We start from the raw sequence: 14,896 nt of genomic DNA, 5'->3' as shown, positions 1-14,896 counted from the left end.
GACGACACTACAGGACATCTTAGATATGAACATGAAAAAACTGGCTACCCTGGTTTCCGCTGTCGCGCTGAGCGCAACCGTAAGTGCTAACGCCATGGCGAAAGATACCATCGCGCTGGTTGTCTCTACCCTGAACAACCCGTTCTTCGTCTCCCTGAAGGATGGAGCGCAGAAAGAAGCGGATAAACTGGGCTACAACCTGGTGGTACTGGATTCACAGAACAACCCGGCGAAAGAGCTGGCTAACGTTCAGGACTTAACCGTTCGTGGTACCAAAATTCTGCTGATCAACCCAACCGATTCCGATGCCGTAGGCAACGCCGTGAAGATGGCAAACCAGGCGAAGATCCCGGTGATCACCCTGGACCGTCAGGCAACCAAAGGCGACGTGGTGAGCCATATCGCATCTGACAACGTGCTGGGCGGCAAAATCGCGGGTGACTACATTGCGAAGAAAGCCGGTGAAGGCGCTAAAGTCATCGAACTGCAGGGGATTGCCGGTACGTCTGCCGCCCGCGAGCGTGGCGAAGGCTTCCAGCAGGCGGTTGCAGCGCACAAATTCAACGTGTTGGCCAGCCAGCCGGCAGACTTCGACCGTACTAAAGGTCTGAACGTCATGCAGAACCTGCTGACCGCACATCCTGACGTGCAGGCGGTATTCGCGCAGAACGACGAAATGGCGCTGGGTGCGCTGCGCGCTCTGCAGACTGCAGGTAAATCTGATGTGATGGTTGTCGGATTTGACGGTACGCCGGATGGTGAAAAAGCAGTAAACGATGGCAAACTGGCTGCGACCATCGCTCAGCTGCCTGAGCAGATTGGCGCGACTGGCGTTGAAACTGCCGACAAAGTGCTGAAGGGCGAAAAAGTTCAGGCTAAATACCCTGTTGACCTGAAACTGGTTATCAAGCAGTAAAAGGCGAATCAGGCCGTCACTGGCGGCCTGAGGGACACCAATAAAGAAAAGTGTGGCATACGCCACCGGGTAACACCGGTGGCGCTCTCAGATGGACAACCCAACCATGAAAACCGCAGGCAACCTCGTCGTCCTTGGCAGTATCAATGCCGATCACATTCTTAACCTTGAATCGTTCCCTGCACCGGGCGAAACCGTCACGGGTAACCAGTATCAGGTCGCATTCGGCGGTAAAGGGGCAAACCAGGCCGTCGCTGCCGGTCGCAGCGGGGCGAATATTGCGTTTATCGCCTGCACGGGTGATGACGATACCGGCGAGCGCGTACGCAAGCAGCTGGCGAGCGACAACATCGATATCGCACCTGTCAGCGTTGTTGCAGGGGAATCTACCGGCGTGGCGCTGATTTTCGTCAACGCAGAAGGTGAGAATGTCATCGGTATTCATGCTGGCGCTAACGCAGCGCTGACGACGGAGCGCGTGGAAGCGCAACGTGCAATCATTGGCGGCGCCGAGGCCCTGCTGATGCAGCTTGAGTCGCCGGTTGAAAGCGTGCTGGCCGCGGCCAAAATTGCGCATGAAAATCATACCACTGTCGTACTTAACCCGGCCCCAGCCCGTGTATTATCAGACGAGCTGCTGGCGCTGGTGGATATCATCACGCCGAACGAAACCGAAGCCGAAAAGCTGACGGGCATTCGCGTAGAAAACGATGACGATGCCGCGAGAGCCGCGCGTGCGCTGCACGACAAAGGCATCGGAACCGTGATCATCACCCTGGGCAGCCGTGGGGTATGGGCAAGCGTAAACGGTGAAGGCCGTCGCGTGCCGGGCTTTAAGGTGAAGGCGATTGATACCATCGCAGCGGGAGACACCTTCAATGGTGCGCTGGTGACCGCGCTGCTGGAAGGCAAGAAAATGGATGATGCGATCCGCTTCGCGCATGCCGCTGCCGCGATTGCGGTGACGCGCAAGGGCGCTCAGCCTTCCGTTCCGTGGCGTAAAGAGATCGATGAATTCTTAAGTCAGCAGGGGTAACGCTTGGCCACAATGAAAGATGTCGCCCGCCTGGCGGGCGTTTCTACCTCGACGGTTTCTCACGTCATTAATAACGATCGCTTCGTCAGCGAGGCGATTCGGGAAAAAGTCGAAGCGGCAGTAAAAGATCTCAACTATGCGCCGTCTGCACTGGCGCGCAGCCTTAAGCTCAACCAGACGCGTACGATCGGTATGCTGATCACCGCCAGTACCAACCCCTTTTATTCTGAGCTGGTTCGCGGCGTGGAGCGCAGCTGCTTCGAGCGTGGCTACAGCCTGGTGCTGTGCAATACCGAAGGGGACGAGCAGCGCATGAACCGTAACCTGGAAACGCTGATGCAAAAACGCGTCGACGGGCTACTGCTGCTGTGTACCGAAACGCACCAGCCGTCGAAAGAGATTATCCAGCGCTATCCCTCCATTCCCACGGTGATGATGGACTGGGCGCCGTTCGACGGCACCAGCGACCTCATTCAGGATAACTCTCTGCTGGGGGGCGATATGGCCACCCAGTATCTGATCGATAAAGGCTATACCCGCATTGCCTGTATTACCGGACCGCTGGACAAAACCCCGGCGCGTTTGCGTCTGGAAGGATATCTCGCCGCGATGGCGCGGGCGGGACTTTCCGTGCCGGAAGGGTACCGTATTACCGGTGATTTTGAGTTTCACGGTGGTTTTGAAGCGATGCAGACGCTGCTGGCGCAACCGCAGCGTCCGCAGGCGGTGTTTATTGGCAACGACGCCATGGCGTTTGGCGCCTATCAGGCGTTATATCAGGCCGGTTTGCGCGTTCCCCATGATATGGCGGTAATCGGCTACGATGATATCGAGCTGGCCAGCTATATGACGCCGCCGCTGACCACTATTCATCAGCCGAAGGATGAGCTGGGCGAGCTGGCCATCGATGTGTTGATCCACCGAATGGCTCAGCCCACGCTGCAGCAGCAGCGCCTGCAGCTTACTCCTGTTCTGATGGAACGCGGTTCGGTTTAGCTTTCTCTTTGTGACGCTCTTTAATCAGGTTTCGGCCGTCTTTCGGTTTTAACAGCATAAAGACCAGCGCTGAAACGACGGTGAGTGCGCCCATGGTGATAAAGGTATAGTGGAACTGCTCGACGGTGTTCGCGCTGTCGAAACCTTCATAAAACCGCAGTACCGCCGCGCTCACGGCAACCCCTAAACTGATCGACAGCTGCTGGGTGACTGCCAGCACGCTGTTGCCGCTACTGGCGTTCTCGTCGGTCAGATCCGCAAGGGTGATGGTGTTCATCGATGTGAACTGCGTCGACATCGCCATGCCCAGCACAAACAGCGGCAGGATCAGCATCCAGACGGGAAGCGAGGCGGACTGCAGCGAGAACTGCGCAATCATCAGACCGATAAAGACCGTCACGCCAACCAGCGTTTTGCGATAGCCAAACCAGCGTAGCACCTGCGTCACGGTCGATTTTGCCAGAATCGAGCCCATCGCCGTGGGCGCCATCATGCAGCCGGCAATCAGTGCCGGATAGCCGAAACCAACCTGCAGCATCAGCGGCATCAGGAACGGTACGCAGCCCGTCCCCAGACGCGAGGCAATGTTTCCCGCGATCCCAACGGAAAACGTTCGGGTGTTGAAGAGCCCAAGAGAGATTAACGGCATCGGATGGCGGCGCGCATGACGTATATAAAGAAGGAAAAGCAGAATCCCGGCGAGGATAACGGAGAGCGCCATCCACGTCGCGACGATCTTCTCGCCAAACAGCTCCATCCCGCTGGAGAAGAGCACCAGGCTCAGGCCAAACAGGAAGAAGCCGCCCATATCGAAACTGCGCCTTGGCGTGGTGAAGTTCGGCATATATTTGCGGGCATACAGCAGCCCCGCTACGCCAATCGGAATATTAATCAGGAAGATCCAGTGCCAGCTTGCCCAGGTGACAAACACGCCACCGAGTACCGGGCCAAGTATCGGGCCGACCAGTCCCGGCATGGTGACGAAGTTGAGCACGGGAAGCAGTTCGCTTCGAGGGTAGGCTCGTAATAAGGCAAGGCGAGCCACGGGCATCATCATCGCACCGCCAATGCCCTGTAATACGCGGAAGATAACCAGCTCCGTTAAGGACGAGGAGAGCGCACAGGCCAGCGAACCGAGCGTAAAGAGCGTTACGGCCAGCATGAAAACTCTGCGGGTGCCGAAGCGGTCGGCCAGCCAGCCGCTAACAGGGATCAGCATCGCGACCGTCAGGGTATAGCTGATGATGGCGGACTGCATCGCCAGCGGGGAACGGTTGAGGCTTTGCGCAATAGCGGGAAGCGCGGTGTTGAGGATGGTGGCATCCAGTGCCTGCATAAAAAACGCCATGGCTGCAATCCACGGCAATCCGGCCATGCTGCGCGCTTTTTTCTTTGTCATTTATTTACCTGCTGGTGGGTTGGCGCTGCCAGCAATGCCTGGCACGCACTCAGGGCTCGCTGCCCGTCGCTTTCCTGAATGGCATCCACTATCGCCTGGTGCCATTCCAGTTTTACCACGTCGTCTTGTGTAATAGAGGTAAAGTAAGTGTGGTACACCGAATGGAATAAAGAGGCAAAAGAGGTGAGGAACGGATTGGCGCTCATCATATAGATATGTTCATGCCAGGCCATATCGACCTCAACCCAGCGTTCGCGGTTGAAGTGTTTTTTCAGGAACACCATCTCTTCCATCAACGCATTAAGCTGCGCTTTCTGCTCAGCCGTTCCAAGCGTGGCAGCAAGCAGACATGCCTGAGGCTCAAGGCTACTGCGCATTACCAGAAAGTGATCGATCACCTGATGAAAGTTGTCTTCCGTCATCCACCAGGAGAGCAGCTCCTGATCGAGAAAATTCCAGTTACTTTGTGGCATCACGCGTGTGCCAATACGAGGGCGCGGAAGCACCATACCTTTTGCCGTCAGGGTTTTCACCGCTTCGCGCACGGCGGTACGGCTCACCCCAAACTGCTCACCCAGCTCCATTTCACCCGGCAGGATGCTTCCCGGGGCATATTTACCCGCTAAAATCCGCTGAGCCAGCTTTTCGGCCAGCACATAAGACAGGTTTTTTTGGGCGGCCAGCTGTTGCGCGCTTAATGGCATCGCTTTTATTCCTTAAAGATTCATGCTGATAATTATGCCACCGCGAATGTGATTGTGGTTGCAGATACATCAAATAGAACAATTTGTAGCTTGATTTCACCTCTATTGGTGAAAAAAAACGCGGATGGAAACTTTTTTTAAATTTCCTCTTGTCACGTCAGAATAACTCCCTATAATGCGCCTCCACTGACACGGAACAACGGCACACACGCCGCCGGGTCAGCAGAGAATAGCGAAAATAAACGCTTGACTCTGAAGCGGGAAAGCGTAATATGCACACCCCGCGCCGCAGCGAAAACGAAGCGGCACTGCTCTTTAACAATTTATCAGACAATCTGTGTGGGCACTCAAAGTGACATGGATTCTTAACGTCGCAAGACGAAAAATGAATACCAAGTCTCTGAGTGAACATACGTAATTCATTACGAAGTTTAATTCACGAGCATCAAACTTAAATTGAAGAGTTTGATCATGGCTCAGATTGAACGCTGGCGGCAGGCCTAACACATGCAAGTCGAGCGGCAGCGGAAAGTAGCTTGCTACTTTGCCGGCGAGCGGCGGACGGGTGAGTAATGTCTGGGAAACTGCCTGATGGAGGGGGATAACTACTGGAAACGGTAGCTAATACCGCATAACGTCGCAAGACCAAAGAGGGGGACCTTCGGGCCTCTTGCCATCAGATGTGCCCAGATGGGATTAGCTAGTAGGTGGGGTAACGGCTCACCTAGGCGACGATCCCTAGCTGGTCTGAGAGGATGACCAGCCACACTGGAACTGAGACACGGTCCAGACTCCTACGGGAGGCAGCAGTGGGGAATATTGCACAATGGGCGCAAGCCTGATGCAGCCATGCCGCGTGTATGAAGAAGGCCTTCGGGTTGTAAAGTACTTTCAGCGGGGAGGAAGGCGTTGAGGTTAATAACCTCAGCGATTGACGTTACCCGCAGAAGAAGCACCGGCTAACTCCGTGCCAGCAGCCGCGGTAATACGGAGGGTGCAAGCGTTAATCGGAATTACTGGGCGTAAAGCGCACGCAGGCGGTCTGTCAAGTCGGATGTGAAATCCCCGGGCTCAACCTGGGAACTGCATTCGAAACTGGCAGGCTAGAGTCTTGTAGAGGGGGGTAGAATTCCAGGTGTAGCGGTGAAATGCGTAGAGATCTGGAGGAATACCGGTGGCGAAGGCGGCCCCCTGGACAAAGACTGACGCTCAGGTGCGAAAGCGTGGGGAGCAAACAGGATTAGATACCCTGGTAGTCCACGCCGTAAACGATGTCGACTTGGAGGTTGTGCCCTTGAGGCGTGGCTTCCGGAGCTAACGCGTTAAGTCGACCGCCTGGGGAGTACGGCCGCAAGGTTAAAACTCAAATGAATTGACGGGGGCCCGCACAAGCGGTGGAGCATGTGGTTTAATTCGATGCAACGCGAAGAACCTTACCTACTCTTGACATCCAGAGAACTTTCCAGAGATGGATTGGTGCCTTCGGGAACTCTGAGACAGGTGCTGCATGGCTGTCGTCAGCTCGTGTTGTGAAATGTTGGGTTAAGTCCCGCAACGAGCGCAACCCTTATCCTTTGTTGCCAGCGGTCCGGCCGGGAACTCAAAGGAGACTGCCAGTGATAAACTGGAGGAAGGTGGGGATGACGTCAAGTCATCATGGCCCTTACGAGTAGGGCTACACACGTGCTACAATGGCGCATACAAAGAGAAGCGACCTCGCGAGAGCAAGCGGACCTCATAAAGTGCGTCGTAGTCCGGATTGGAGTCTGCAACTCGACTCCATGAAGTCGGAATCGCTAGTAATCGTAGATCAGAATGCTACGGTGAATACGTTCCCGGGCCTTGTACACACCGCCCGTCACACCATGGGAGTGGGTTGCAAAAGAAGTAGGTAGCTTAACCTTCGGGAGGGCGCTTACCACTTTGTGATTCATGACTGGGGTGAAGTCGTAACAAGGTAACCGTAGGGGAACCTGCGGTTGGATCACCTCCTTACCTTAAAGAACCTGCCTTTGCAGTGCTCACACAGATTGTCTGATGAAAAGTAAATAGCAAGGCGTCTTGCGATCGAGACTTCAGTGTCCCCTTCGTCTAGAGGCCCAGGACACCGCCCTTTCACGGCGGTAACAGGGGTTCGAATCCCCTAGGGGACGCCACTTGCTGGTTCGTGAGTGAAAGTCACCTGCCGTCATATCTCAAAACTGACTTGCGAGTCACGTTTGAGATATTTGCTCTTTAAAAATCTGGATCAAGCTGAAAATTGAAACGACACATCTTAAATGGTGTGTTCGAGTCTCTCAAATTTTCGCAATCAGAAGTGAAACATCTTCGGGTTGTGAGGTTAAGCGACTAAGCGTACACGGTGGATGCCCTGGCAGTCAGAGGCGATGAAGGACGTGCTAATCTGCGAAAAGCGCCGGCGAGGTGATATGAACCTTTGACCCGGCGATGTCCGAATGGGGAAACCCAGTGTGATTCGTCACACTATCGTTAACTGAATACATAGGTTAACGAGGCGAACCGGGGGAACTGAAACATCTAAGTACCCCGAGGAAAAGAAATCAACCGAGATTCCCCCAGTAGCGGCGAGCGAACGGGGAGCAGCCCAGAGTCTGAATCAGCTTGTGTGTTAGTGGAAGCGTCTGGAAAGTCGCACGGTACAGGGTGACAGTCCCGTACACGAAAGCACACAGGCTGTGAACTCGAAGAGTAGGGCGGGACACGTGGTATCCTGTCTGAATATGGGGGGACCATCCTCCAAGGCTAAATACTCCTGACTGACCGATAGTGAACCAGTACCGTGAGGGAAAGGCGAAAAGAACCCCGGCGAGGGGAGTGAAAAAGAACCTGAAACCGTGTACGTACAAGCAGTGGGAGCACCTTCGTGGTGTGACTGCGTACCTTTTGTATAATGGGTCAGCGACTTATATTCTGTAGCAAGGTTAACCGTATAGGGGAGCCGAAGGGAAACCGAGTCTTAACTGGGCGTTAAGTTGCAGGGTATAGACCCGAAACCCGGTGATCTAGCCATGGGCAGGTTGAAGGTTGGGTAACACTAACTGGAGGACCGAACCGACTAATGTTGAAAAATTAGCGGATGACTTGTGGCTGGGGGTGAAAGGCCAATCAAACCGGGAGATAGCTGGTTCTCCCCGAAAGCTATTTAGGTAGCGCCTCGTGAACTCATCTTCGGGGGTAGAGCACTGTTTCGGCTAGGGGGCCATCCCGGCTTACCAACCCGATGCAAACTACGAATACCGAAGAATGTTATCACGGGAGACACACGGCGGGTGCTAACGTCCGTCGTGAAGAGGGAAACAACCCAGACCGCCAGCTAAGGTCCCAAAGTCATGGTTAAGTGGGAAACGATGTGGGAAGGCACAGACAGCCAGGATGTTGGCTTAGAAGCAGCCATCATTTAAAGAAAGCGTAATAGCTCACTGGTCGAGTCGGCCTGCGCGGAAGATGTAACGGGGCTAAACCATGCACCGAAGCTGCGGCAGCGACACTTATGTGTTGTTGGGTAGGGGAGCGTTCTGTAAGCCGTTGAAGGTGTGCTGTGAGGCATGCTGGAGGTATCAGAAGTGCGAATGCTGACATAAGTAACGATAAAGCGGGTGAAAAGCCCGCTCGCCGGAAGACCAAGGGTTCCTGTCCAACGTTAATCGGGGCAGGGTGAGTCGACCCCTAAGGCGAGGCCGAAAGGCGTAGTCGATGGGAAACAGGTTAATATTCCTGTACTTGGTGTTACTGCGAAGGGGGGACGGAGAAGGCTATGTTAGCCGGGCGACGGTTGTCCCGGTTTAAGCATGTAGGCGGAACGATTAGGTAAATCCGGTCGTTTATTAACGCTGAGGTGTGATGACGAGGCACTACGGTGCTGAAGTAACAAATGCCCTGCTTCCAGGAAAAGCCTCTAAGCATCAGGTAACATCAAATCGTACCCCAAACCGACACAGGTGGTCAGGTAGAGAATACCAAGGCGCTTGAGAGAACTCGGGTGAAGGAACTAGGCAAAATGGTGCCGTAACTTCGGGAGAAGGCACGCTGATATGTAGGTGAAGCCCCTGCGGGTGGAGCTGAAATCAGTCGAAGATACCAGCTGGCTGCAACTGTTTATTAAAAACACAGCACTGTGCAAACACGAAAGTGGACGTATACGGTGTGACGCCTGCCCGGTGCCGGAAGGTTAATTGATGGGGTTAGCGGCAACGCGAAGCTCTTGATCGAAGCCCCGGTAAACGGCGGCCGTAACTATAACGGTCCTAAGGTAGCGAAATTCCTTGTCGGGTAAGTTCCGACCTGCACGAATGGCGTAATGATGGCCAGGCTGTCTCCACCCGAGACTCAGTGAAATTGAACTCGCTGTGAAGATGCAGTGTACCCGCGGCAAGACGGAAAGACCCCGTGAACCTTTACTATAGCTTGACACTGAACACTGGTCCTTGATGTGTAGGATAGGTGGGAGGCTTTGAAGTGTGGACGCCAGTCTGCATGGAGCCGTCCTTGAAATACCACCCTTTAATGGCTGGTGTTCTAACGTAGACCCGTAATCCGGGTTGCGGACAGTGTCTGGTGGGTAGTTTGACTGGGGCGGTCTCCTCCCAAAGAGTAACGGAGGAGCACGAAGGTTAGCTAATCCTAGTCGGACATCAGGAGGTTAGTGCAATGGCATAAGCTAGCTTGACTGCGAGAGTGACGGCTCGAGCAGGTGCGAAAGCAGGTCATAGTGATCCGGTGGTTCTGAATGGAAGGGCCATCGCTCAACGGATAAAAGGTACTCCGGGGATAACAGGCTGATACCGCCCAAGAGTTCATATCGACGGCGGTGTTTGGCACCTCGATGTCGGCTCATCACATCCTGGGGCTGAAGTAGGTCCCAAGGGTATGGCTGTTCGCCATTTAAAGTGGTACGCGAGCTGGGTTTAGAACGTCGTGAGACAGTTCGGTCCCTATCTGCCGTGGGCGCTGGAGAATTGAGGGGGGCTGCTCCTAGTACGAGAGGACCGGAGTGTACGCATCACTGGTGTTCGGGTTGTCATGCCAATGGCACTGCCCGGTAGCTAAATGCGGAAAAGATAAGTGCTGAAAGCATCTAAGCACGAAACTTGCCCCGAGATGAGTTCTCCCTGAGACTTTAAGTCTCCTGAAGGAACGTTGAAGACGACGACGTTGATAGGTCGGGTGTGTAAGCGCAGCGATGCGTTGAGCTAACCGATACTAATGAACCGTGAGGCTTAACCTTACAACGCCGAAGATGTTTTGGCGAAGAGACAGACACGATTTTCAGCCTGATACAGATTAAACAGAATTTGCCTGGCGGCTTTAGCGCGGTGGTCCCACCTGACCCCATGCCGAACTCAGAAGTGAAACGCCGTAGCGCCGATGGTAGTGTGGGGTCTCCCCATGTGAGAGTAGGGAACTGCCAGGCATCAAACAAGTGAAGAGGCCATCCAAAAGGATGGCCTTTTTGCGTTTATGCGCCAAAAAACGGTAGGCCGGTTAAGGCAAAGCCGCCACCCGGCAAGTCAGACCGCACTCCACGCCACAATAAACTGCGCAATCCCGTCCACATCATTTAAATCCAGCACCGGAACTTCAAGTTCCACTGCCACATCGCTGGCCACTGCAATCACATGTTCATCCAGCGTTAACTCGCTCAAATCATGCCCGGCATCGCTTCTGAAAAGTAGGATCTTAGGCATGGCCTCATGCTTAAACCCCTCAACCAGCACCAGATCCAGCGTGGAGTGATCCATCCGGCTAACCAGATAAGCGAGATTCAGCGGCGCCTCATCCGGCGTTTCTGTCATTAACGCCCAGCGCTGAGGACTTGCTACCATCGTTTGTGCTGCTCCGGCCTTACGCAGCTCATAGCTGTCTTTTCCGGGCGTATCAATGTCCATGTTGTGATGACTATGCTTAATCAAACCAGGGCGAAGCCCTCTGGCACAAAGCGCAGGAATGAGCTTTTTCAACAGCGTGGTTTTCCCGGTCCCACTCCAGGCGGAAATGGCTACAACAGGTATCATCTTTTCTCCTGCATCATCTGCAAATCTTCACTCGTATTTACGTTCACAAACGCTGATTTCACATCGCTAAAATCAACGGAATGGCCGCCAGACTCACGCATAAAGACCATCACTCTGCGCTCTCCCGCGGCCAGGTAGGCCTGCAGAGCAGGCGCTAGCGATCGATGCATCAACGCGATAGCAGGATGGTCACGCTCGCCGTCATGCACCCAAACCACAGGCGCTGTACCACGAAGCAGGAACAGACGCTCGACAAGACAGGACGGAATAAACGGGGTATCGCAGGGGCAGAAGATAAACCACTCACCCTGCGACTGTTGCATGACCGAAAGCATACCGGCAAGCGGGCCCGGGTAATTCTCTAGGCTATCCTGATAAACGGCGTACCCGCTTTGCCGGTAAGTGTCGATATGCCGGTTAGCGCTGATGGCCATTGCCGTCACCTGGCCGGCGAGCGTATCGGCGACATGCTGCCACAAGGGTTTTCCATTAAGAAGCTGAAGCCCCTTATCTTTACCGCCCATTCGCGTTGCTCTGCCGCCTGCCAGAACGACCCCGATGATTTCCTGGCTAACATTCACGAATATCGCCTCTTTTATTGTGGGATTGACCCTGCTAACGTGTCACTCTAAATGAAAGGAGCACCACCATGAAATGTAAACGTCTGAATGAAGTTATTGAACTCCTCCAGCCCGCCTGGCAAAAAGAGCCAGAGCTCAATCTGATGCAATTTTTACAGAAACTGGCAAAAGAGTCAGGTTTTGACGGCGATCTGGCAGACCTTTCTGACGACATCCTGATCTACCACCTTAAAATGCGCGACTCTGCCAAAGATGCTGTTATTCCTGGTATTCAGAAAGATTATGAGGAAGATTTTAAGACGGCATTGCTGCGCGCCCGAGGCGTAATTAAAGAGTAAAAGCTTGTAAGCGGCGGCACCGAAATCGCCACAAGATGATATCCTGAATCATTCGTATAATTTCCGGATGATCGGATGAACGACCAGGCTTTTACTTTCCAGACATTACACCCGGACACCATTATGGATGCCCTGTTTGAACAGGGTATTCGGGTGGATTCCGGGCTAACACCGTTAAACAGCTACGAAAACCGCGTCTATCAATTTCAGGACGAGGATCGTCAGCGCTATGTCGTAAAATTCTATCGTCCTGAACGCTGGTCCGCTGAACAAATTCAGGAAGAGCATCAGTTCGCTCACGATCTGCTGGATGACGATGTCCCCGTTGCCGCACCGCTGAAATTCAATAACCAAACGCTCCTTACGCACGAAGGGTATTACTACGCAGTATTCCCAAGTCTGGGTGGCCGTCAGTTTGAAGCGGATAATATCGATCAGATGGAGTGGGTTGCCCGCTATCTTGGGCGTATACACCAGACGGGACGCAAAAAAGCCTTTATTGCCCGCCCGACTATGGGGATTCAGGAATACCTTCTTGAACCGCGCACATTATTCGAAACGTCTGCAATGATCCCCGCAGCGCTAAAGGATGTTTTCCTCAACGCCACCGATAAGCTTATTGCTGCAGTGAAAACCTGCTGGCGTGATGATATTTCCGTCCTGCGTCTGCATGGCGATTGTCACGCCGGGAATATTCTCTGGCGTGATGGACCGCTGTTTGTCGATCTCGATGATGCGCGTATGGGGCCAGCGGTTCAGGACCTGTGGATGCTGCTGAATGGCGACAAAGCCGAGCAACGCATGCAGCTTGAAACCATTATTGAAGCTTATGAAGAATTTAGCCCGTTTAATTCAGACGAAATTGCCCTGATTGAGCCTTTACGTGCGATGCGTTTTGTTTATTATCTCGCATGGTTAATCAGGCGTTGGGACGATCCGGCATTTCCTCGTAATTTCCCGTGGCTTACCGGAGAGGATTACTGGCGTAGCCAGATATCTACATTTACTGAGCAGGTTAAGGTTCTTCAGGAGCCCCCTCTGCAATTAACGCCGATGTATTAATGGACACACCCAGGAGAGAGTTAATCATGAAAAAAATTTGGCTGGCGCTGGCAGGTATGATTCTGGCATTTAGCGCTTCTGCTGCACAGTTTACCGACGGCAAACAGTACATCACGCTGGAGAAGCCGGTCGCTGGCGAGCCACAGGTACTGGAGTTCTTCTCGTTCTATTGCCCACACTGTTACCAGTTCGAGCAGGTGCTGCATGTCTCTGACAACGTGAAGAAAAAGCTGCCGGAAGGCACCAAAATGACCAAGTACCACGTCGAGTTCCTGGGCCCATTGGGTAAAGACCTGACTCAGGCATGGGCGGTGGCGATGGCACTGGGCGTAGAAGATAAGATCACTTCGCCAATGTTTGAAGCCGTACAGAAAACCCAGACCGTTCAGACCACTGCGGATATCCGTAAAGTGTTCGTTGATGCCGGCGTGAAAGGTGAAGAATACGATGCCGCATGGAACAGCTTCGTGGTGAAATCACTGGTTGCCCAGCAGGAAAAAGCGGCTGCTGACCTCCAGCTTCAGGGCGTTCCGGCGATGTTTGTTAACGGCAAATATCAGCTGAACATGCAGGGCATGGACACCAGCAGCATGGATATTTTCGTTCAGCAGTATGCAGATACCGTGAAATACCTGGTTGAGAAGAAGTAATTTCGCTGATGTAAAAACGCCGGTCACTGACCGGCGTTTTTGTATGAAGATTTTATCTTGTCTATCTGTTCGTCTTTCTCTTTCCAGAGCGTATTAAGCCACTGCTGGAAACGACGTTTGAAGTTCTTATCGTTTACGTAATCACCGTGCAGTTCAGCGTCAATCGGGACCAGGTCGACGTGCACGACAATACGCGTCAGTTTGCCGCTGAGCATATCGAAGAACGGCGTCTTATCGTTTTCCGGATAGCAGAGCGTGACGTTAAGAAGTTTATCGAACTGTGCTCCCAGCACGTTAAGCGCCATCGCAATCCCCGCTGCCTTTGGCGGCAACAGATGCTGATACGGAGAGCGCGTTTGCTGGCGCTTCTCTTCCGTAAAGCGGGAGCCTTCAACAAAGTTCACGATGGTCGTTGGATGCGCACGAAACTTTTCACAGGAGCGGCGCGTGGTCTCCACATCCTTACCGCGACGTTCCGGATGACGAATCAAATAGCTGCGCGAATAGCGTTTCATAAACGGCATATCGAGCGCCCAGCAGGCCAGCCCGATAAAAGGCACCCAGGCGAGCTGCTGTTTCAGGAAATATTTGTTCATCGGGATGTGTTTGCGAAAAAGCACGCATAACACCACGATGTCCGCCCAGCTGTGGTGATTGCAGATCAGCAGGTACCAGTTCTTTTTGTTAAGGTTCTCCAGCCCTTTGACATCCCACTTCAGGTGCGGGTTAAGGCGCAACAGGATCGCCAGTCCTTCGCACCAGCAATACATCATGAAATTACAAAATGCGGACACGGCTCGCCACACCACGGATACAGGCAGCAGCAGTTTAATTATCCCGGCGAGAATGATCGGTACGGAACAGGCGATCGTCACCAGGATAGTTAAAATGATGCTTAGCAGTAATGTTATTGCAGCGAGCAATCTCGACATGATGAGCTTTTTCAGGTAGTTAGCTGTAAGTGAGCGACCGGCTAGTCGACGCTGGGCGCTGATTTTACCAGAAAACAGACAAATGAATGGCGCTTTCACAGGGTGATTTGGCGGCTTTTACCCCGGCGCAGAAGATTTCGCTGTCGTTCTGCGTAAATCAAGGCTTATATCCACATAGACTAAATTGCCATCAGTTGGCCATATAGAGGCGATCTCATAACATAACAATCTGATAATTAAGATCTAAATA

Annotated in this window: 11 protein-coding genes, 1 tRNA gene and 3 rRNA genes; 10 read left to right on the top strand and 5 right to left on the bottom strand. The window is 53.3% G+C overall.

Annotation, left to right across the window (positions count from 1 at the left end; genetic code table 11):
- Nucleotides 1-25: 25 nt before the first annotated feature.
- From rbsB to rbsR, 3 genes are all read left to right on the top strand, one after another.
- Complete coding sequence (gene rbsB, locus ACEPLT_RS22150) at nt 26-916, top strand: ribose ABC transporter substrate-binding protein RbsB (protein WP_008503498.1); 891 nt, start codon at nt 26-28, stop codon at nt 914-916.
- 106 nt (nt 917-1,022) lie between these two features.
- Nucleotides 1,023-1,952, top strand: a complete 930-nt coding sequence (gene rbsK, locus ACEPLT_RS22145) for a ribokinase (protein WP_023293678.1) — start codon at nt 1,023-1,025, stop codon at nt 1,950-1,952.
- Nucleotides 1,953-1,955: 3 nt separating this feature from the next.
- On the top strand, nt 1,956-2,948 hold the full coding sequence (rbsR, locus tag ACEPLT_RS22140; RefSeq protein ID WP_021242654.1) for a ribose operon transcriptional repressor RbsR: 993 nt from the start codon (nt 1,956-1,958) through the stop codon (nt 2,946-2,948).
- Here the strand turns inward: rbsR and mdtD are convergent.
- Together mdtD and ACEPLT_RS22130 are read right to left on the bottom strand one after the other, a co-directional pair.
- Nucleotides 2,914-4,347, bottom strand: coding sequence for a multidrug transporter subunit MdtD (gene mdtD, locus ACEPLT_RS22135; protein WP_023326354.1), 1,434 nt, complete (start codon nt 4,345-4,347; stop codon nt 2,914-2,916). The two genes, rbsR and mdtD, sit on opposite strands and share 35 nt — an antisense overlap.
- Nucleotides 4,344-5,051 (bottom strand): FadR/GntR family transcriptional regulator, encoded by a 708-nt coding sequence (locus ACEPLT_RS22130; protein WP_021242652.1) that lies wholly within the window; start codon nt 5,049-5,051, stop codon nt 4,344-4,346. The genes mdtD and ACEPLT_RS22130 overlap by 4 nt, the downstream gene beginning before the upstream one ends.
- A gap of 453 nt (nt 5,052-5,504) precedes the next feature.
- Between ACEPLT_RS22130 and ACEPLT_RS22125 the strand changes: the two genes are divergently transcribed.
- From ACEPLT_RS22125 to rrf, 4 genes are all read left to right on the top strand, one after another.
- Nucleotides 5,505-7,046: ribosomal RNA gene (locus ACEPLT_RS22125) — 16S ribosomal RNA — on the top strand.
- 85 nt (nt 7,047-7,131) lie between these two features.
- A tRNA-Glu gene (locus ACEPLT_RS22120) sits at nt 7,132-7,207 on the top strand.
- A 183-nt stretch (nt 7,208-7,390) separates the two neighbouring features.
- Nucleotides 7,391-10,296: ribosomal RNA gene (locus ACEPLT_RS22115) — 23S ribosomal RNA — on the top strand.
- A gap of 70 nt (nt 10,297-10,366) precedes the next feature.
- Nucleotides 10,367-10,482, top strand: a 5S ribosomal RNA gene (gene rrf, locus ACEPLT_RS22110).
- The 16S, 23S and 5S rRNA genes sit together here with 1 tRNA gene alongside, the layout of an rRNA operon.
- A gap of 97 nt (nt 10,483-10,579) precedes the next feature.
- Here the strand turns inward: rrf and mobB are convergent.
- Together mobB and mobA are read right to left on the bottom strand one after the other, a co-directional pair.
- The gene (mobB, locus tag ACEPLT_RS22105) at nt 10,580-11,083 is read right to left on the bottom strand and encodes a molybdopterin-guanine dinucleotide biosynthesis protein MobB (protein WP_232929225.1); all 504 of its coding nucleotides are present in this window, start codon (nt 11,081-11,083) and stop codon (nt 10,580-10,582) included.
- The gene (mobA, locus tag ACEPLT_RS22100) at nt 11,080-11,664 is read right to left on the bottom strand and encodes a molybdenum cofactor guanylyltransferase MobA (RefSeq protein WP_063616207.1); all 585 of its coding nucleotides are present in this window, start codon (nt 11,662-11,664) and stop codon (nt 11,080-11,082) included. The genes mobB and mobA overlap by 4 nt, the downstream gene beginning before the upstream one ends.
- A gap of 68 nt (nt 11,665-11,732) precedes the next feature.
- Here mobA and ACEPLT_RS22095 point away from each other — a divergent pair, with 68 nt between their 5' ends.
- From ACEPLT_RS22095 to dsbA, 3 genes are all read left to right on the top strand, one after another.
- The gene (locus tag ACEPLT_RS22095; RefSeq protein WP_008501866.1) at nt 11,733-12,002 is read left to right on the top strand and encodes a YihD family protein; all 270 of its coding nucleotides are present in this window, start codon (nt 11,733-11,735) and stop codon (nt 12,000-12,002) included.
- A gap of 75 nt (nt 12,003-12,077) precedes the next feature.
- Complete coding sequence (locus ACEPLT_RS22090; RefSeq protein ID WP_023293673.1) at nt 12,078-13,064, top strand: serine/threonine protein kinase; 987 nt, start codon at nt 12,078-12,080, stop codon at nt 13,062-13,064.
- 26 nt (nt 13,065-13,090) lie between these two features.
- Entirely contained in the window at nt 13,091-13,714 is a 624-nt protein-coding gene (dsbA, locus tag ACEPLT_RS22085; protein WP_008501864.1) for a thiol:disulfide interchange protein DsbA, read from the top strand.
- Between the two features lie 23 nt (nt 13,715-13,737).
- Here the strand turns inward: dsbA and ACEPLT_RS22080 are convergent, their stop codons facing one another.
- The gene (locus ACEPLT_RS22080; protein ID WP_021242775.1) at nt 13,738-14,646 is read right to left on the bottom strand and encodes an acyltransferase; all 909 of its coding nucleotides are present in this window, start codon (nt 14,644-14,646) and stop codon (nt 13,738-13,740) included.
- Nucleotides 14,647-14,896: the final 250 nt, after the last annotated feature.

It is taken from the genome of Enterobacter sp. fkY84-1, assembly GCF_052974705.1.
This window is presented reverse-complemented; position numbering and strand designations above follow the sequence as displayed.

Coding starts and splice junctions, on each gene's coding strand:
- rbsB (WP_008503498.1), top strand. CDS start 26: ATGAACATGAAAAAACTGGCTACCCTGGTTTCCGCTGTCGCGCTGAGC.
- rbsK (WP_023293678.1), top strand. CDS start 1,023: ATGAAAACCGCAGGCAACCTCGTCGTCCTTGGCAGTATCAATGCCGAT.
- mdtD (WP_023326354.1), bottom strand. CDS start 4,347: ATGACAAAGAAAAAAGCGCGCAGCATGGCCGGATTGCCGTGGATTGCA.
- ACEPLT_RS22130 (WP_021242652.1), bottom strand. CDS start 5,051: ATGCCATTAAGCGCGCAACAGCTGGCCGCCCAAAAAAACCTGTCTTAT.
- mobB (WP_232929225.1), bottom strand. CDS start 11,083: ATGATACCTGTTGTAGCCATTTCCGCCTGGAGTGGGACCGGGAAAACC.
- ACEPLT_RS22095 (WP_008501866.1), top strand. CDS start 11,733: ATGAAATGTAAACGTCTGAATGAAGTTATTGAACTCCTCCAGCCCGCC.
- ACEPLT_RS22090 (WP_023293673.1), top strand. CDS start 12,078: ATGAACGACCAGGCTTTTACTTTCCAGACATTACACCCGGACACCATT.
- dsbA (WP_008501864.1), top strand. CDS start 13,091: ATGAAAAAAATTTGGCTGGCGCTGGCAGGTATGATTCTGGCATTTAGC.
- ACEPLT_RS22080 (WP_021242775.1), bottom strand. CDS start 14,646: ATGTCGAGATTGCTCGCTGCAATAACATTACTGCTAAGCATCATTTTA.